Genomic DNA, 18,285 nt, shown 5'->3' with positions numbered 1-18,285 from the left:
ATTTGTTGGCACGTATGCCGTCCCATTTGGCTTCTTCACCAAGGTTCATCATCAATGCGTCGTACCCTGCTTTCTCTCTGTGTGCTTCAGGCGTTTTCTCCTTTTACATGGGCTGAGCAAGCCGCTACGGAAAAGGCCAGTCTGGAGTTGCAAGCGACCGACATCATCGGTACGACGGACTATGAAACAGCTCAAGGGCCGGTGCAGGGGTATCACGCAACGCGGTCGGCCAGTGCGACGCGAACCGACACGGCGATTCACGAAACACCACAGTCCATCAGCGTGGTGTCCCGGGACGTGGTAGAGGACATCGGTGCAACCCGCCTTCAAGACGCACTTGACTACGCCGGTGGAGTGGGGCGGGCGAACAACTTCGGTGGTCAGGGGCTGACCACTTTTACGGTGCGCGGATTCACCACCGGAGAGTTTTATCGCAACGGTTTTCCGATCAACCGTGGTTATCCGAACATGCCTGACGCCAACACCATCGAGCGGCTGGAAGTGCTGCGCGGCCCGGCGACCCTGCTCTATGGCCGGGGCGATCCCGGTGGCACCTTCAACGTTGTCTCCAAACAGCCGCTGGCAGAGCGCACGGTCACGCTGGGCAGCCAACTGGATGACCAGGGCATGAAGCGCGGCACGCTGGATGCCTCTGGCCCGCTCGACGAAGAGGGCCGCCTGGCGTATCGCCTGAATGTGGTGGGCGAGGGCGGGGACACCTTCCGTGATCATGTCGAAACCGAACGTTATGGTGTGGCGCCGGTGATTTCCTGGCAGGCCAACGACACCACCAAAGTGATTTTCGAGGGCGACTTCATGCGCAACAATCACCCGCTGGATCGCGGTGTGACGCGCTATCCGAATCAGATTGGCACAGCGTCTCGTGACACCTTCTTCGGTGAAAAAGACGCGGGCAAATTACACAACGACAACAACATGGCGCAGCTGCGGTTCGAGCACCTGCTGAGCGATAACTGGACATTGGGTGGTGGTTTTCAATGGCTCGATGGCACCTTGCAGGGCAACGCGGTTGAAGCCAATGGTGTCGCCGCTGACGGGCGCACGCTGGGTCGTAACTTCAGCTACCGCAAGTTGGAGTGGACAGACAAAGACACTCAACTGAACCTCACCGGGCATTTCTCCACGGGCGGCTTCGATCACACGCTGCTGACCGGTGTCGAGTACGAGGATTATGACTACAAGTCCATCATCCAGCGCTCCAGCGGCGCGGTCGGCGCCTATTCGATCGACCTGTTCAATCCGGTGTATGGCCAACCTCGTCCGGCCCTGACCCGGACCCCGACCAACGACAAGGAAAACCTCAAGACATACGCCGCCTTCGTTCAGGATCAGGTGGCGTTGACCGAACGTTTGAAGGTTTTGGCCGGCGCCCGCTTCGAGCGCTTCGAGCACGACTATGAAACCTTCGTACCGGGTGGCAGAAGCTGGGCCGCGAGCGACAACGCGGTGACGCCGCGTCTTGGGGTGATTTACGACCTGACCGATACGGTGGCGGTGTATGCCGATGCCGCACGCTCTTTCAAGCCCAATACCGGGGCTAGCCGTCAGGGCGGCGGCTTTGAGCCGGAAAAGGGCAAGTCTTATGAGATGGGTATCAAATGGGAAGCCCTGGATCGCCAGTTGAGTGTTGACGCGGCGATCTACCAGATCGAAAAACGCAATGTCCTCACCACTGACCCGGTGGACTCTACATTCAGTGTCGCGGCTGGCGAGGTGCGCAGTCGTGGCTTTGATCTGAACGTGGCAGGCAATCTGACCCCGGAATGGCGGGTGATTGGCGGCTATGCCTATGTCGATGCCGAGGTCACCAAGGACAATGTGATCCAGTCGGGAGCCCGGCTGATGAACATTCCGCGGAACAGCTTCAGCCTGCTCAACGTCTACGAGTTCCAGGACGGCACGTTCAAAGGGCTGGGCTTGGGCGTGGGGGGTAAATACGTCGATGAACGTGCGGGCCAGACCGCCAACACGGCGTTTTCGATGGGCAGCTACACCGTCGTCGACCTGCTTGGTTTCTACAAGGTCAACGACAAGGTCAGGCTTAATCTCGATGTGAAGAACCTGTTCGATCGTGACTATGAAGAAGGCGCTTTCGGCAATGTCTATGCCTACCCCGGTGAGCCGAGAACGGTTCAGGTTGGTATTTCTTACACGCTGTAGGAGCGAGGCTTGCCCGCGAAGAACGATGACGCGTAGTACCTGAAAAAAACGCGGTGCATTCTTCGCGGGCAAGCCACGCTCCTACAGGTTCTGCGTCTATTAGCGAAGGCTATGCAAGACCGACAAACGACAGAATAACCAGGACGATCACAACTGCCCCGACGATGTAGATAATATTGTTCATGGAAACCACCTCTCTGCCTCAACAGGATTGCGATACGACGGTGCCTAATACACCTGACACCATCGCTCGTCGTTCCGTTCCTCGAGCCGGCTGGGAGGCGGCTCGAACTCATGGGGTGGTTCCTGCACGCAGAATCTCGATGGGCGGCTCGATCAGCCGCAGTTCGAGCTCGCCCGAGGCGGGCACGAAGCGCGGGCCAGTGCTTTCAGGCGTTGCCCGCAACCTCCAGGTGCGCTGTATTTTCGTCAGTTTGGCAACTCCCGAGGCCACCGACCAGCGCCGGCAGACCTTCTCCAACTTGAGCGGGTAAAGGGTGAGTTTGTCGTCTTTGAAGTGCATGCGCAGGAAGCATTTGTGGTCGGCGATGCGTTGCGAGGAAAAAACCACCTCGCTATGTAGCCCCCATAAAGTGTTGGCCATGACCATCCACGCACCGAATAGCAGGCCCCCAAAAATACCACCGAGCATCAGTGTCCCAACGAGGAACAACAAGACCTGAAGCAGATTTTCTACTTCGAACTGCAAGTAGTGGATGTTGATACGGCCCATGAGCCACAGCAGACCGATCGCCAGTCCCAGGTGAAGCAGCCCGTGAACGGCGCCGATGCCGTAGGCAAGCTTTCGGGTGCGCTTGACCCCGGCGGCTGAGAGCACGGCGCAGCCCAGCATAATGGCCACGGCGAACATCACCGACGAAGGGCTGTGTGCCAGGACCAGGACCAGTTGTCGCCAAACCTCGGGGATGTTGGGAATAGACACTTCGAGACTAGACAACACCTCCATCAGGCTGCGGTTATCGCGCGCCAGGTGGGGCACCTTGCTGGCGCTTTGCACCATCCAGTCGAACAGCAGGTACAAGATGGCCAGCATGCCGCAGAACGAGAGGTTGTGGGTGGGTAGCCGCCAGGCCCGATTACGCAGCTGTTCGGAAGTCTTTTTGTCCGGGTAGGCAGCGGCCAGCTCGTAGTGCTGCCGGGTTCCGCCGACGTTGATCGGCTTGGGCGGATCTGGAAGCTGATGCGTACCATGCAGGAAGGCGCCACCGCCTCCGCAGGTGATGCGTTGCGGCGCCTGGGTGCCGGCTTTTGGCTGGTAGCGCGCGTAGTGGTGCGAGTCCCCGGCCAGGACCACCGCCAGATGGTCACCCAAGAGCTGCTCGATCTCGCGCAGGCTGCTGAAGCGCAGGGTCTGGGTCTCGATCGAGGGCAGGGTCTTGTTCCCCACGCGTGCGAGTCGTTCGGCTTCGTCCACCCAGCTCGGCTCGGGCGTACAGAGGATCACACGGTCGCCTGGCTGCAGCTTGGCGCGCATCTCTTCGAAGTACTGCTTCTGTTGTCGGTCGATCATTGACTCCAACTGCAGGTCCAGGCCCCAGACCCACCAGCCATTGGGCAACTGCAGCACGTAGTAACTGGTGTGCTGGCGGGTTTCCCAGCCGCCGATGGGCTTCTGCTCGCAAAACAGTTGGGAGAATCCGCGCAGGCCGTCATACCAATCGTGGTTGCCGGGCGTCGCCACCATCCACGGTGCACCCGGCTGCGGCACGGGCTGGTCCTGCTCATTGGGGCGAACCTTGGGGACCGGCGCGGGAAAGGCGGCGCGGAAGGGGTCCAGGAAGTGAGTGCGATAACCGGATTGGGCCGGTGTGGGATAGACCTGATCGCCGCCGAGCAGCAACACGTCGCCGCGCGGCAGCGTGAGCTCCGGCAACTTGACATCCTGGCTGACGCACAGCGCCATGGAATAGGTGGAGTCCCAGCCATCGCCGGTATCGGCCAGATAGTCGATCCACACGTCACCGTCGCCAGCTACCTGGAGGGGGGGGTTGGAGTCCCGAGGGTTGAGCATGGCCAGCACGTCGCGTGGGTCCGCAAAGGCCCCCATCGTGGTGGCTGCGGCCGATTGCAAGCCCGTGCGCATGAGCTGAAACGGGCCTAGCCAATTGACCATCGGCTCCTGGGTGTAAAGCTCGATGCGGCTATTGGACGTGGAGGATTTGGCGCAATGGGTCGTGGAGAGGGGCGCAGAGTGCCCCTCGCCAAGGTGCCCCTTGCCAAAGTGCTCATCTCCAGGGCGGAACTCAATCGATTGCTCCTTCATCGCCTAGCCTCCATTGCTGTAAAGAGTCCGGTAAGCCGGAAGGGTTTGACGCCTTGTCGGCAGATTCAGAATAGGCCAGTTGTGCGATAGCCGCCGGCTCATGGCAAGACGATCAAAACGATGGACTCGCCAGAACGGCGGGTCCGAAAGGGGGATCAGAGTGTCGGCAATTGCCCTACGCGGCCATCATCTCGGTCACGATCTGCAGGTCCGGCAGGAACTGGTCGACGGTCTTGAACGCGTTGTCGTTGTGGCCGGTGTACTTGAGCTCGGGCCTGGCCAAACCGAACTGCACGCCGTTGGGCAGCTCATGGGCTCTGTTGCGGGGGTGATGTTGGCGTGCGCTGAGGTGGTGAACGACGAAAGACTGGCCAGCATCAGGGTTGTCGCGGCCAGGTGCTTGAGTGAAAAGTCCATCGCTGGGGGCATTCCTTTGCAGGTTGTTGGTGAAAAATATCTGATCGATGAGACAGAAGTTTTTGCAAACTAACACCATGATGGAGTGGTACGGGAGTACCTGAAGTACGATCTGTCGCACAAAAATGCAAAAGCGACGCAGAAACGAAAAAGCCTACCAACGCAACTCGAAAGCATTTTGCGTGCCCGGCTGGAGGCTGCTGCCCAAACGTGCGCACTCGCGAGAAAGGGTATCGTGCAGCCATTGGCGGTCATCCCCTTCGGCGTGACAGAGGCGAAAGCGATGCAGGCGAGTGGGGGTCAGCTCCAGCGTCTGCAGGCGTCCACCCGGGTCCAGCGAGGCAAAGTACAGAAACCCCAGGTCGCCGCGATAGGTTGTGTGGCCCTCGATGCCTTCGTAATCGTTCAGCAGATCACCGCAGCCATAGAGAATCAGGCGTTCGCGGTACACCTCGATGCCTTTGATGTGGTGCGAGGAATGCCCATGCACCACGTCAACGCCGGCCTCGTCGATCAAGGCATGGGCGAACCGGACTTGCTCGCGCGGGATTTCGAATCCCCAGTTGCCGCCCCAGTGAATGGAGGCGACCACCCGATCCCCGGTTTTTTTGTACTGGAGAATCCGTTCGGCCACAGGGCGCAGGCTTTGCATCGACAGATCTTTCAATCGTGCGACGCCCGCGCGCTTGTCCGTGGCGGCCCATTCCGGTGGAATGCCGCTGTCAGGTGCACCGAGGCCAAACACCAGCAAGCGCTGCCCACCAGGCTGTAGCAGCACGGCGGGCGCCTCGGCAGCTTGCCGGTTGTGCCCGGCACCAGCGCTGCGCATGCCGTTGCTCGCCAGGGTGGCCAGCGTATCGGCCAGGCCGGCTACCCCCCAGTCCAGCACGTGGTTGTTGGACAGCACGCAGCAGTCGATGCCGGCGGCGCTGATCGCCGGGAAATTCTCCGGGTTCATGCGGTAATTGATGCCCTTTGGCTCCGGACGCCCACGGCGCGACACCGCTGTTTCCAGGTTGATGATGCGTGCGTGTGGCTGGCGACGTTCGAACTCATCCAGGGCAACGCCCCAGACATAGGCGAAATCGACCGGGCGGGGAAGCGGGCCATTGAGCCGTTCTGCCAGCCGGACGTAATCGCCGGCTTTCTTGACGTAGTCTTCGTAAAGCCGCGGATCGCCAGGATGCGGCAGAACCGCGTCGATGCCGCGGGCGGTCATGACATCGCCGGTGAGAAACAACTTCAACGTATCGCTAACAGTTGCCATGGCACCCTCCAGGATCAACAGCAAGCGTCTGTTTTAAAACAAAAATATTTGGTTCTGGGCTTCCCGGACGAAACAAAAGCTGATAAATTTCCGCCCGTTCTTGCAGAGGCCCTTACAGGGCTTGCAGTGCAAGGACGCAGCAGCTCGATATTGCTCGCAAGCTGCAAAATCAGAAAGAGAGTGCCAGGCACTCGTCGCAACAGATACAGGGGCGTCGCCAAGCGGTAAGGCAGCAGGTTTTGATCCTGCCATGCGTTGGTTCGAATCCAGCCGCCCCTGCCATTTTCCTTATAATCATCCAGATATGACTCCGCCGGCAGGCATTGCATGAGTTCAGGATGATTGTCTTTACGAAAAACGCCAACGCCGATCCGGCCTGGCGTTTTTTTGTGTCGGTTGCATACCCTTTCAGTGACGCCTTTAACATTCAGCCGACTGGCGAACGCGGCGCCGTAGCGGCGCGCTCGCCCGTCACTCAGTGGGGCGCGCGAGGGATGGTCTTGAGCAAGTCTTCAGGGCTGATGTGGCCGACAACCGGCTGCACGCTGCCCGGTTGCGGCAGATCAAGGATGTGGCCCTTCATCTTGCCGATCACGTGCATCTCGCAGGGCTTGCAGTCGAACTTCAGCGTCAGCACTTCGTCACCGTGCACCAGTTGCATCGGCGCAACCTTGGTGCGCACGCCGGTGACGCCTTTGGCCTGCTTGGGGCAGAGGTTGAAGGAGAAACGCAGGCAGTGCTTGGTGATCATCACCGGCACCTCGCCGGTTTCCTCGTGAGCCTCATAGGCCGCATCGATCAGCTTGACCCCGTGACGGTGATAGAAGTCCCGGGCTTTCTGGTTGTAGACGTTGGCCAGGAATGACAGGTGCGACTCCGGGTACACCGGTGGCGGATTGGTCTCGGCCTTGCGACCACCACGAGGGTGGGCTTCGATGCGGGCCGTGGTCAGCGCTTCGATGACTTCGCGGCGCAAGGCCTTGAGCTGCGAGTTGGGGATGAAGTACGCCTGGGGTGCATCCAGTTCGATCGCGGTGGCGTGGTACTGAGTGGTGCCCAGTTGGCCGAGCAGGTCGTGCAATTGCTCCAGGGCCTGTTCCGGCTTGTTGGCCAGACCGAATGGACCGTCCAGGGCGACGCTGACGCTGACGCCTTCCTCGCTGGTGGCGGTCAGTTCCAGGCGATCCTCGCGCAGGCGAGCGACCCAGGCCACACCCACCCGGCGCTCGGCGGAGGTCTTGAGCAGAGCCTGCTGCCAGTTGTGGTCGAGGTTGCGGCTCAGCGGGTGGTTCGGCCGCAACTGGTGCAGCCCCTTCGGCATTTCGTTGGGCTCGACGCGGTAGCGGTAGCGTTTTTCGCCGTCCTCTTCGAACTCGCCCTTGGGCTCGGCAATGTTGGTGCGCCAGCCCACCACTTCGCGCTTGACCAGCACATTGAGGCCGTCGCCGTTGGACAGCGGTTCGTGGGTGACCACCAGCAGGTCGCGTTTGCCGACTTTCTCCACCACGCCCACGGGCAGACCGGTGAAGGTCGGCGAATCGAAGGCGCCGATGTCGATCTTGCGCTCGCTGACGAAGTAGTCGGTGCTGCCGCGGTGGAAGGTCTTGTCCGGATCGGGCAGGAAGAAGTGCGCGGTGCGGCCGCTGGAAGCGCGGGCCAGGTCCGGGCGGTCTTCGAGGACGTCATCCAGGCGCTGGCGATAGAAGGCGGTGATGTTCTTCACATAGCCCATGTCCTTGTAGCGTCCCTCGATCTTGAACGAGCGCACGCCGGCTTCCACCAGTGCGCGGATGTTGGCGCTCTGGTTGTTGTCCTTCATCGACAGCAGGTGTTTTTCGTAAGCGATCACACCGCCTTTTTCGTCCTTGAGGGTGTACGGCAGGCGGCAAGCCTGGGAGCAGTCGCCCCGGTTGGCGCTGCGGCCGGTCTGCGCGTGGGAGATGTTGCACTGGCCGGAGAACGCCACGCACAGCGCGCCGTGGATGAAGAATTCGATGGCCGCGTCGGTCTCGTCGGCGATGGCGCGGATTTCCTGCAGGTTCAGCTCGCGGGCCAGTACCAGTTGCGAGAAACCGGCCTGATCGAGGAACTTCGCCCGCGCCAGGGTGCGGATGTCGGTCTGGGTGCTGGCGTGCAGCTCGATCGGCGGAATGTCCAGCTCCATCACGCCCAGGTCCTGGACGATCAGCGCGTCGACGCCGGCGTCGTACAGCTGATGAATCAGCTTGCGGGCCGGCTCCAGCTCGTTGTCGTGCAGGATCGTGTTGATAGTGGTGAAGACCCGGGCGTGGTAGCGACGGGCGAACTCCACCAATTGGGCGATATCGCTCACCTCGTTGCAGGCGTTGTGGCGGGCGCCGAAGCTCGGGCCGCCGATGTACACCGCGTCGGCGCCGTGCAGGATGGCTTCGCGGGCAATGGCCACATCGCGGGCGGGGCTGAGCAGTTCCAGATGATGTTTGGGCAAGGACATATTTTTTTAATCGGGCTTGTCACGGTCGAGGCGCGCATTGTAGCGGCGAAACGCTCGGCCGGCACGCGTAGGCTGCCCGGTGGCGACCGCTGCCGCGCAGGGCCGCCGGATAAAGCCGTGGCCTCGGGGCCTCGGCGGCTAGGCCTCCATCGCTTTCATATGGCCGAGAAGCGCCTGCAGCGGATGCAACACAACCTGGCCGTCCAGCCGTTTAACCTGGCTTCGACACGAATAACCATCGGCTACCAACCGACCGGTAACGCCGAACTTCGCCACCAGCGGCTGCCAGGACTGACCGTAGATGACCGCGGAGGTCTGGACGTTCCGAGTTTCGTGCCCATAGGTCCCCGACATCCCGCAACAGCCGCTCGCCAATACCTCAAGCTTGAGCCCCATCCGCTCGAATACCTGTTGCCATAGAGCGACACTGGCCGGCTCATTGGTTTTTTCAGTGCAGTGGGGGAGAAATTGATAGACCTCAGCGCCAGGTTCCGCCGCTTGCCGGGGCAGGGCGGTAGCCAGCCATTCCTGAGGCAGGACCACGGTCGGTGTGTCTTCACCGTCCAGCGTCTTGCTGTATTCCTGGCGATACACCAGGGTCATCGCCGGATCCAGTCCCACCAGCGGCACACCGTACTGCTGCAACGTGCGCAGTGATTGCGCGTTGAAACGAGCGGCGCGCTCGAACGCTCCCAGGAAACCCTGCACCTGCAACGGCTTGCCATTGGGCGCAAACGGCGCGAGGTAGACCTGATAACCCAGCCTGGCGATCAGTTCAATCCAGTCTGCCGCCACGGGGGTTTCGAAGTAACGGGTGAATGCATCCTGGACCAGAATCACACTGCGCTGGCGCTGCTCGGCCGTCAAAGCCTCCAGGCGCTGCGTCGTGGCGATGCGAACGTTCCAGCGCTCACACACCGCCTGGAAATCCAGCCTGCTCAGCAGCGGACTGTCGACCATGCCCACCACACGCTCAAGCACATAGCGGGTGGGTCTGGCACTCATGATGGCGTTGTACAGCGATGGGAAACGTGCGAGCCACGGGATGCTGAACTCCAGGGAGCCGATCAGGTAGTCCTTCAACGGGCGCAGGTAGCGTCCATGGTAAAGCTCCAGAAAACGCGAGCGGAACTCGGGGACGTTGACCTTCACCGGGCACTGGCCCGCGCAGGATTTGCAGGCCAGGCAGCCCGCCATGGCGTCATAAACTTCGTGAGAGAAATCCCGTTGCCCCCACTTCATGGCCACTGTGTTTTTGGCTCGACGGACAAAACCGGCCAGGTGGCTGGAGGTGCGAATGCGTTTGCTCACCTCCAGCACATTCAGGCCTTGCTCGCCCTGCAGGCGCAGCCATTCGCGAATCAATGACGCGCGACCTTTGGGCGAGTGGATTCGGTTGCGCGTTGCCTTCCAGGACGGGCACATGGCGTCGTCCGGGTCGAAGTTGTAGCAGGCGCCGTTGCCGTTGCAGTGAACGGCGCTCTCGTAGCTGCGCCACACCCGTTCATCGATGGTACGGTCGAACGCGCCCCTGAGTTCGACCTCGTCCACTCGGGTCAACTGTGCTGTCGGAATGGACGACGGCGTCGCTATCTTGCCGGGGTTCAATTGATTGAACGGATCGAACGCGGCTTTGAGCGCTTGCAGCGACGGGTAAAGATCGCCGAAGTAATCCGGCACATATTGAGAGCGCAGGCCCTTGCCATGTTCGCCCCACAGCAGCCCGCCATGCTGGCGCGTCAATGCCGCCACGGCATCGGAGATCGGACGGATCAACGCGGCTTGAACGGGGTCTTTCATGTCCAGGATCGGCCGGACGTGCAACACGCCGGCATCCACATGGCCAAACATGCCGTACTCAAGCCCGTAACTGTCAAGCAGCGCCCGGAACGCCAGAATGAAATCCGCCAGGTTCTCCGGTGGCACGGCTGTATCCTCGACAAACGGCTGCGGTCGGGCCTCGCCCTGAACGTTGCCGAGCAAACCGACGGCGCGTTTGCGCATCGCATAAATGCGCTTTACCGCTTCGGCGCCGCTCGCCAGCGTATGGCCCAGGCGCAGCACCGAAGTGTCCGTTTGCAGGTGCTCGACAAAAGCATGAACCTGCTGCTCAAGCACCGTGAGATCGTCGCCGCTGAATTCGATCAGGTTGATCCCCAGCGTTGGCGTGCCAGGGTCTGCCGGAAAGTATTCGGCCACACCGTGCCAGACGATGTCTTTCATCGCCAGCATCAGGACTTTGGAGTCCACGGTCTCGATAGACAACGGATGAAGGGCCATGAGCGCCTTGGCGTCTCGCAACGCATCCATGAATCCTGCGTAACGCACGTTGACCAGGATCGAATGCCGGGGAATCGGCAAGACGTTCAGCCTGGCCTCGACCACGAAACCCAGCGAGCCTTCCGAGCCGCATAACACACTGTTGAGATTGAAGCGCCCATCGGCCTCTTGCAGATGGGCCAGGTCGTAGCCCGTCAGGCAGCGGTTGAGTTTGGGGAAGGTGGTCGCAATCAATTGCGACTGGCTGTGCGAAATCCCGCTGGCGCAGCGGTAAACCTCACCAATGCGATCAGTGCGCGCCGTTTCGTCTTTGAGGCGCTTGTCATCCAAGGCCTGGCTGTGAAGCAGATTCCCGCCCAGCAGCACCGTGGACAGTTCAATGACGTGATCCCGCGTTTTGCCATACGTGCAACTGCCTTGCCCGCTGGCGTCGGTATTGATCATTCCACCGACAGTCGCCCGGTTGGAGGTCGACAATTCTGGCGCGAAGAACAGGCCATAGGGTTTCAGCGCCGCGTTCAACTGATCCTTCACCACGCCACTTTGCACGCGCACCCAGCGCTCCTCGACGTTGATGTCGAGGATGGTGTTCATGTGCCGCGACAGATCGACGACGATCCCGTTTGTCAGCGATTGGCCGTTGGTGCCTGTTCCGCCACCCCGGGGTGTCAGCACAATGTGCCGGTGCCCGGGCTGTGCGGCCAGGCGGGCGAGTAACTGGACATCGGCGGTATCCATCGGGAAAACGGCGGCCTGGGGCAAGCGCTGGTAAATCGAGTTATCGGTGGCCAATACGGTTCGCGAACCGTGATCCTTGACGATTTCTCCGCGAAAACCCTCCTGCTTGAGAACCCTCAGGAACTGCTCGCAATGCGCAGTTTGTTGATCATCGGTGTTTAAAAGGGCAATCACGGCACGTGTTCCTGAGGGAAATTGTTGTATTCAGAAGATGCATGCAGGGCGCATCATTCAGGCACCCGGTTTGAGCGGTTGTGCTAGATTTTGCTCATTCCAGGCCTTTAAACAAACGTAATTGCTGCAGCATTAGCATGAGCTTTATGAATGAACCCGCGAAAACTTACCCCCTCCATGTCGTTGCTGGTCGCTTTTGAAGCCGCCGCTCGACATTGCAGTTTCACCCGGGCGGCCGATGAACTGGCGCTGACCCAGAGTGCCGTCAGCCGGCAGGTGCAAACCCTGGAGTCATTGTTGGAGGTTGCGCTGTTCAAGCGCGAAGGCAGACGCATCGAACTGACCGCGGCCGGTGCGTTGTATCAGCATGAATTGGCCGCTGCACTGAGCCGTATTCGTAGCGCGACCTTGCAAACCATCGCCTTCAATTCTCAGAGCGGCACGCTGCACCTGGCGGTACTGCCGACGTTTGGCTCGAAATGGCTATTGCCACGCCTGAAGAATTTCTATGCTGCGCACCCGGGCATTCAGGTGCATATCCACTCGCGTATCGTTCATTCCGACTTGTCGTCGGCAGCCAGCGAGATGAACGCCATTATCTTCGCGGGTGCCGGTAACTGGCCTGGCTACATCACTCATGAACTGGTATCCGAAGAACTGATTGTGATTGCCAGTCCCGAGGTCGTGTCCGCGCAAGCGTCGATACAGCCGATCGAGATTGCCAAACATGCGTTGCTCAGTGTCGTGACCCGACCCCACGCCTGGTCGGAGTGGTTCGAAAAAAAGGGGCTGGACCACAGGGCCATGCGCCAGGGGCCGAGTTTCGAACTCACCTCTCATTTGATCCAGGCAGTCGTCGCCGGGATTGGTGTAGGCCTTGTGCCTCGAATCCTGGTACAGGACGAGATTGATAACGGCGACCTGATCGAACTGTTCGAGCCCGTCAGCAGCGACCGAAGCTATTACCTGGGGTATCAACAGCGGTATCAGAACCTGCCTTCTCTGGTCGCTTTCAGAGAATGGCTGCTGGGCTTGCCGTTGCCCGGGCGCTGAATCTCGCTGCCGCTCACACCCACTGCTTTAACGCAATCGACGCCAGCAATCCGGGTTGGGAGCGGTACCCATGCGGATTACGCATCTGCCATCGCCAGGTGTCGATGATCATCTGCATCAAGTCGCGCTGTGCATACCAGCCCAGATCACGCTCCGCCTTGCTGGGGTCGGCCCAGCATTCGGCGATATCGCCGGCGCGGCGTGGCGCGAACCGCAAGGGGATGGTGATACCGGTCATGTCCTCGAAGCTGCGGATGATCTGCAGCACGCTGTAGCCGATGCCTGTTCCCAGGTTCCAGGCATGGATGCCGTTTCTGCTCTGCAACGCCTGCAACGCTTTGAGATGGCCATCGGCAAGGTCGACCACATGGACGTAATCGCGCACACACGTTCCGTCGGCAGTGGGATAGTCGCCGCCATACACCATGAGTTCGGGCACTTGCCTCATCGCGACCCGTGTCAGGCAAGGCAGCAGGTTGTTGGGCCTGCCATTGGGGTTTTCCCCGATCAGCCCGCTTTCGTGAGCACCAATCGGGTTGAAGTAGCGCAACACCGCGATCCGCCACTGCGGATCGGACAGGCACAGGTCGGTAAGCAACTCTTCGATCAGGAGCTTGGTGCGACCATAGGGATTGATCGGTTTGCCTGTGCCCAGGTCTTCGATGATCGGTATCTGCCGGGGGGTGCCATACACCATGGCCGACGAGCTGAACACCAGCTTGAAGACCTCGGATCGCGCCATGGCATGGCAGAGATTGAGCGTACCGACAACATTGTTGGCGTAATAATCCAGCGGTTTTCGAACGCTTTCCTCCACGGATTTGAGGCCGGCAAAGTGCACCACGGCATCAATGTCGTAGCGGCTGAAAATATCGTCGAGCAGGTTCGTATTGCGAATATCGCCTTCAATGAAGTCGACCCGTGTGCGGGTCAAATACTCCAGACGCACAAGCGATTCCCGGCAGCTGTTGCACAGGTTATCGAGCACCAACACCTTTTTGCCGGCGTTGATCAGGGCCAGGGTGGTATGGGAGCCGATGTAGCCGGCCCCGCCAGTTATCAACGTGGTTTTTCCCATGATAGAGCGTTCCTGTCTCAAGGCGACTGCACAAGGTAGGGAGCGCGATCCGTGCGGGAGGTATGTTGTGTGGGGAAGTGCTTCGAGCTCACTTAAATAATAACTCTCCAGGGTACGGTTAATTAACAAAGAAGTTGGCAGTAACAGGCTTAGGCGTGAAGCGTCAGATCAAATGGAGTGGGCGTTAAATGAATTAATAATTAAGCGCACTGCTAAAGAAAACAGATCGCCAGATTTATAATTGCGATCGTGGTTGTTCAATATCAGTCAATGGAATACGGATCTGCTGTTCTCTATTTAGAAAGTGAAGCAGGATCATGACTCGCTCGTCCCCTAACAGGGTCAGGAAAATACCTTCGAGGGTCGATAGCGGTCCTCGGGTTATTTGCAATGTATCGCCGGGCTTGAGCGGTGGGTGGGCATGCGGTGGTTTAAAACAGCGGCTACGCAGATGCTCGATGACATCGTCCGGGACCAGTGCCGGGCCATGATTGAAATCGACGATGCGGCTGACACCACGGGTAGAACGCAAAGGCGCCCACTTGTCGTCTCGGCTCAGCTGAATGAACAGATACCCGGGAAAGAGAGATTCAAAGGATTGATGGGGTTTACCACGAATCAAGCGCTGGCTAACGATTTGCGGGCAAAAAATAACATAGTTTTGTCGCAATAAATTGATTTGTGCCCGTTCGTCCTGACGTGGCTTGCATTGCAAAAGATACCAGTTAGAAACGTGGGTACTCGTCAGCATACTGGCAAGCTCCGTAGCGTTGGTTTAAGCATGCCTGTTCGCGCCTCAGCGATGTCATCACACTTGCCGCCAACGCTATTGAGAACGTGGGGACGCGAAAGTGTTAAGTTTTTAAAACGATGTATCAATGATGAAGCATGTAATGCACAAGTAACAGTAAGGGCCGAATCCAAGTCAAGGCTACCGCATGGTCCGAACCTTCGGCCCTTTAAAAACAAGTACTTTCGATCGTGAGCCTTAAATGCTGGTGGTAACGGATATCCACTAACTTGCGTGCTCACCTTAATCAGGTGTCGACTCTGTTATGTATTGATCACTCAAGGCGACCTGTCAAATGTCCCTCGTCAAAAATACAGCCTTCTGTCCAATAATCTATTCAGTGGTTCCAACTGATTGTTTTTAAAATGATTTATAAGGATTTACGTTGGGGCGTGGTTTGGGTTCATGGAGGGCAGTGCGCCGCTGATTGCTCAGCGGCGTTTGCCGAATACCGATTTGGGGGGCTTGCCGAAAAACCGGGTAAAGGCCGCGCTGAAATTGTTGGGGAACTTGTAGCCCACCTGATAGGCCGCCTGGGCCACTTGGCAACCGCTTTCGAGCAGGGTGTAGGCCTTGCGCATGCGGATCTCGTGCAGCATGCGGTGGGGAGTGGAGTTGAATCGATAGTGCAGGCCTTCCTTGAGTTTGAACTCATTGAGCCCGACCGCGGCGCACAGATAGGGGATGGTCAGCGGCTGGTCCATCTGCTCGATCATGATGTCCCGGGCGCGGTCGAGTTTCTCGATGTCGACCGCGCTGAACTGCGTGCTGTCGCCGCTAACCTCGGGGCTCAGCAGTTTCAACTGTTCGGAGAGCAGGCTCAGGGTGTGAATGTGCATCTCCAGCGTTCCGGTCACCCCCTGATTGAGGTAGCGGGTCAGGGCGGTGGCGTGGCTGGCGCTGGCCGCCGAGGTCTTCTGGAACGCCAGTTGGCGGACGTTGCCGTTGCCCAGTAACTGGCGGGTGCGCTGCTCGCCAATGTATTTGTTGAGCATGTTTTCGCCGATCAGCAACCGCAGTTGGGACACCGTTGCCCCGGCTTCGTAGCAGCGCTCGCCGAGGCTCAGCTGGAACGAGGTGATGGTGGTGTAGCCGGCGCGAAATGATACCGCCGAACCGTCGGCGCCCTTGTACCCGGAGTCGCCCTGCATGCCGAAGGTGATCACCAGCATATGACGGTTGTGCGGGCTGACGGTTTCCTCGATCAGGTTGCGCGTGGGGCGGTAGCGCGAGCGCACCACCATCAAGTCTTCATCCAGGCACAAGCGTTCGGAATAACACTCGCCCAACTCTTGCGGCAATTGCTGGCGCATCCAGCCACAGGTGTCGTTGCTGACCAGCCGCGAGTGCGTTGACGCGACTCGATACGACTGGGAAATCCTCTGTAAGACCGCCACTTTTACTGTCCTCCTTGATTTGACTGCGGCTCGCATATGGATTGATCCAGAATCCATACGTACACACATGATAAGCATTCGCATTAATGAATAACATGTTTCCAAGTCAACTGCCATCTCCGGACGGCAGCGCGCTGATTCATTGATGGGGAAAGCAATGAGCATGCATGTGTTGAAAGCCAGCGGTTATACGCTGTTTGTTGGCTGCTGGGTGAGTGGGGCGACGACTGCAATCGCGCAGACCGAACTGCCGTCGGTCATTGTCACGGCGAACAAGATCGAGCAGCAACAGGAGCAGGTCCCGGCCAGCCTGTCGGTGCTCAACGGCGAAGACCTGCGCAAGGGCGCCATCGATGATCTGCAACGCCTTGCCAGGGTCACCCCCGGGTTCACCTTTCAACCCTTCGGCCAGTCTGGCACCAACCTGCCGGTGGTGCGCGGCCTGACCTCCAGCCCCACGGCGTTTTCGTCTTCGATGCTGATGCTAGTGGACGGCGTGCCGACCCTGATGGCGCAGGGCTTTGATCACAACTTGCTGGGGGTGGAGCGCATCGAGATCCTGCGTGGGCCCCAGTCGACCCTCTACGGCCGCAATGCCGAAGCCGGGGTCTTGAGCATTCATACCCGCCAGCCCGGCGCCGAGCCTTACGCCCGCATCGAAGCCGGTGGCGGCAGTCGCGACCAGCGCACCCTGAGCGCCGATGCCAGCACCGCCCTGGTGCTGGACACCCTCTATGCCGGCGTGTCCGGGCAATGGCTGGAGCAGGACGGCTTTATCGACAACGCCTATCGCGGCGGCCAAGCCGATGATCGTGAGCGGCACAGTGCAAGGACGGTCCTGCGCTGGACCCCGGGTCTGGCCACGGACGTCAACCTGCGCTACAGCCGCCAGGATTATCGCGACGGTGGTTCGCAGTGGGGCGCGGTGAACACTTCACGACGCGAGGTGCGTTCCGGCACTTCAAGCTGGAACCATTCCAGCGGCCGCAGCCTGTCTCTGGATGTGCTGCATGAATTCGATTCCGGTCTGAAGCTGCGCTCGATCACCGCGCGCAATGACTTCTACGACCGGGTCCGGCAGGACACCGATTTCATGCCGGCAGACCTGTTCCACCTGGGCCGCGACTTTCACCTGAACACCCTGTCCCAGGAGTTTCGCCTGGAAGGCCAGTGGCGCGACAACCAGTGGCTGCTCGGTGCCTATGCCGACCGCGACGATCACGACCTGTCTTATGAACAGAAGCTGCCCCTGAGCCTGACCCGCACCGATGTGCAATTGGGCGGCAATACCACGGCGCTGTTCGGCCAATGGGTGATGCCCCTGGCCGAGCGCTGGACGCTGACGCTCGGTGCCCGGGCCGAGCAGGACAAAGTGCATATCGACCCGGCGGTCGGCAGCCGCCAGAGCGCTAAATGGCAGCGCTTCACCCCCAAGGCGGCGCTGCAATACGAATGGCAGCCCGAGTCGTATCTCTATGGCAGTTACGCCGAAGGATTCCGCGCCGGTGGTTTCAACGCCTTTTCCAGTGCCGCCAATTACCCTGGCTACGACCCGGAAAAAGTCAAAACCTACGAGATCGGGGCCAAGGGCTGGCTCGACGACAAACGCCTGCGCTACTCGGCGGCGCTGTACTGGATGGACGTCCGTGACATGCAGGTGCAGCAGATCATCCAGCCAGGCGTGGTGTACATCACCAACGCTGCCTCGGCGCACTCCACCGGGCTCGACCTGGAAGCCGAATACCTGTTCGCCGAGAACTGGCGGGTGGTCAGCGCGGTGGGCCTGAACCGCACCCGTTTCGAGCGCTTCAACGAAGGCAGCAACGACTACCAGGGCAACCACAACCCCTACGCGCCGGACTTCACCGGCCACCTCAGCCTGCGCTATGACGCGCCCGCAGGCTGGTATGTCCAGGGCGGTATCAGTGCCGTTGGCAAGACTTACCTGGACTCGGCCAACCAGTACAGCCGTGGAGGCTACGGCCTGATCGACCTGAATGCCGGTTACGACTTCAGCCACTACGGCATTAGCGCTTACGTGAAAAACGCCGCAGACAAGCGCTACGACGCCGTCGGCTACTTGAATGGCACCGCCCGGGTCTACAGCCCGCCGCGGGAGATCGGCCTGCGGGTCAGCTACGAACTGTGAATGA

General features: G+C 59.8%; 11 protein-coding genes and 1 tRNA gene. 5 read left to right on the top strand and 7 right to left on the bottom strand.

Annotated elements, in window-relative coordinates; genetic code table 11:
- The first annotated feature begins 54 nt into the window (after nt 1-54).
- On the top strand, nt 55-2,181 hold the full coding sequence (locus HCU66_RS10310; RefSeq protein WP_205888382.1) for a TonB-dependent siderophore receptor: 2,127 nt from the start codon (nt 55-57) through the stop codon (nt 2,179-2,181).
- 292 nt (nt 2,182-2,473) lie between these two features.
- Here HCU66_RS10310 and HCU66_RS10305 read toward each other — a convergent pair whose 3' ends face one another.
- On the bottom strand, nt 2,474-4,465 hold the full coding sequence (locus tag HCU66_RS10305; RefSeq protein ID WP_205888381.1) for a metallophosphoesterase: 1,992 nt from the start codon (nt 4,463-4,465) through the stop codon (nt 2,474-2,476).
- Between the two features lie 160 nt (nt 4,466-4,625).
- Here HCU66_RS10305 and HCU66_RS10300 point away from each other — a divergent pair, with 160 nt between their 5' ends.
- Complete coding sequence (locus HCU66_RS10300) at nt 4,626-4,955, top strand: hypothetical protein (protein ID WP_205888445.1); 330 nt, start codon at nt 4,626-4,628, stop codon at nt 4,953-4,955.
- Nucleotides 4,956-5,036: 81 nt separating this feature from the next.
- Here HCU66_RS10300 and HCU66_RS10295 read toward each other — a convergent pair whose 3' ends face one another.
- Complete coding sequence (locus HCU66_RS10295; RefSeq protein ID WP_205888380.1) at nt 5,037-6,149, bottom strand: CapA family protein; 1,113 nt, start codon at nt 6,147-6,149, stop codon at nt 5,037-5,039.
- Nucleotides 6,150-6,356: 207 nt separating this feature from the next.
- On the opposite strand from HCU66_RS10295, the gene HCU66_RS10290 reads away from it, so the two are divergent.
- Nucleotides 6,357-6,431 (top strand) — tRNA-Gln (locus HCU66_RS10290).
- 193 nt (nt 6,432-6,624) lie between these two features.
- Here the strand turns inward: HCU66_RS10290 and HCU66_RS10285 are convergent.
- Nucleotides 6,625-8,622: a peptidase U32 family protein gene (locus HCU66_RS10285; RefSeq protein ID WP_205888379.1), complete on the bottom strand. Its 1,998-nt coding sequence runs from the start codon at nt 8,620-8,622 to the stop codon at nt 6,625-6,627.
- A 138-nt stretch (nt 8,623-8,760) separates the two neighbouring features.
- Nucleotides 8,761-11,814, bottom strand: a complete 3,054-nt coding sequence (ydiJ, locus tag HCU66_RS10280) for a D-2-hydroxyglutarate dehydrogenase YdiJ (protein ID WP_205888378.1) — start codon at nt 11,812-11,814, stop codon at nt 8,761-8,763.
- A gap of 150 nt (nt 11,815-11,964) precedes the next feature.
- Here ydiJ and HCU66_RS10275 point away from each other — a divergent pair, with 150 nt between their 5' ends.
- Nucleotides 11,965-12,867, top strand: coding sequence for a LysR substrate-binding domain-containing protein (locus HCU66_RS10275; RefSeq protein ID WP_205888377.1), 903 nt, complete (start codon nt 11,965-11,967; stop codon nt 12,865-12,867).
- 13 nt (nt 12,868-12,880) lie between these two features.
- Here the strand turns inward: HCU66_RS10275 and galE are convergent, their stop codons facing one another.
- The 3 genes from galE to HCU66_RS10260 all read right to left on the bottom strand — a co-directional run bounded on the left by galE (nt 12,881) and on the right by HCU66_RS10260 (nt 16,132).
- Nucleotides 12,881-13,945, bottom strand: coding sequence for a UDP-glucose 4-epimerase GalE (galE, locus tag HCU66_RS10270; RefSeq protein WP_205888376.1), 1,065 nt, complete (start codon nt 13,943-13,945; stop codon nt 12,881-12,883).
- 235 nt (nt 13,946-14,180) lie between these two features.
- Nucleotides 14,181-14,696 carry a transcription/translation regulatory transformer protein RfaH gene (rfaH, locus tag HCU66_RS10265; protein ID WP_205888375.1) on the bottom strand — a complete coding sequence of 172 codons (516 nt, stop codon included), beginning with the start codon at nt 14,694-14,696 and terminating at the stop codon, nt 14,181-14,183.
- A gap of 470 nt (nt 14,697-15,166) precedes the next feature.
- Nucleotides 15,167-16,132: a helix-turn-helix domain-containing protein gene (locus HCU66_RS10260; RefSeq protein WP_205888374.1), complete on the bottom strand. Its 966-nt coding sequence runs from the start codon at nt 16,130-16,132 to the stop codon at nt 15,167-15,169.
- Between the two features lie 157 nt (nt 16,133-16,289).
- Here HCU66_RS10260 and HCU66_RS10255 point away from each other — a divergent pair, with 157 nt between their 5' ends.
- Complete coding sequence (locus tag HCU66_RS10255; RefSeq protein ID WP_205888373.1) at nt 16,290-18,281, top strand: TonB-dependent receptor; 1,992 nt, start codon at nt 16,290-16,292, stop codon at nt 18,279-18,281.
- Nucleotides 18,282-18,285 lie beyond the last annotated feature (4 nt).

The sequence above is a fragment of the Pseudomonas frederiksbergensis genome, from assembly GCF_017114915.1.
Classification (GTDB): domain Bacteria; phylum Pseudomonadota; class Gammaproteobacteria; order Pseudomonadales; family Pseudomonadaceae; genus Aquipseudomonas; species Aquipseudomonas frederiksbergensis_I.
This window is presented reverse-complemented; position numbering and strand designations above follow the sequence as displayed.

What these genes read in the sequence shown, in the direction of transcription:
- HCU66_RS10310 (WP_205888382.1), top strand. Translation starts at nt 55, where the DNA reads ATGCGTCGTACCCTGCTTTCTCTCTGTGTGCTTCAGGCGTTTTCTCCT.
- HCU66_RS10305 (WP_205888381.1), bottom strand. Translation starts at nt 4,465, where the DNA reads ATGAAGGAGCAATCGATTGAGTTCCGCCCTGGAGATGAGCACTTTGGC.
- HCU66_RS10295 (WP_205888380.1), bottom strand. Translation starts at nt 6,149, where the DNA reads ATGGCAACTGTTAGCGATACGTTGAAGTTGTTTCTCACCGGCGATGTC.
- HCU66_RS10285 (WP_205888379.1), bottom strand. Translation starts at nt 8,622, where the DNA reads ATGTCCTTGCCCAAACATCATCTGGAACTGCTCAGCCCCGCCCGCGAT.
- HCU66_RS10275 (WP_205888377.1), top strand. Translation starts at nt 11,965, where the DNA reads ATGAACCCGCGAAAACTTACCCCCTCCATGTCGTTGCTGGTCGCTTTT.
- galE (WP_205888376.1), bottom strand. Translation starts at nt 13,945, where the DNA reads ATGGGAAAAACCACGTTGATAACTGGCGGGGCCGGCTACATCGGCTCC.
- rfaH (WP_205888375.1), bottom strand. Translation starts at nt 14,696, where the DNA reads ATGCTGACGAGTACCCACGTTTCTAACTGGTATCTTTTGCAATGCAAG.
- HCU66_RS10255 (WP_205888373.1), top strand. Translation starts at nt 16,290, where the DNA reads ATGAGCATGCATGTGTTGAAAGCCAGCGGTTATACGCTGTTTGTTGGC.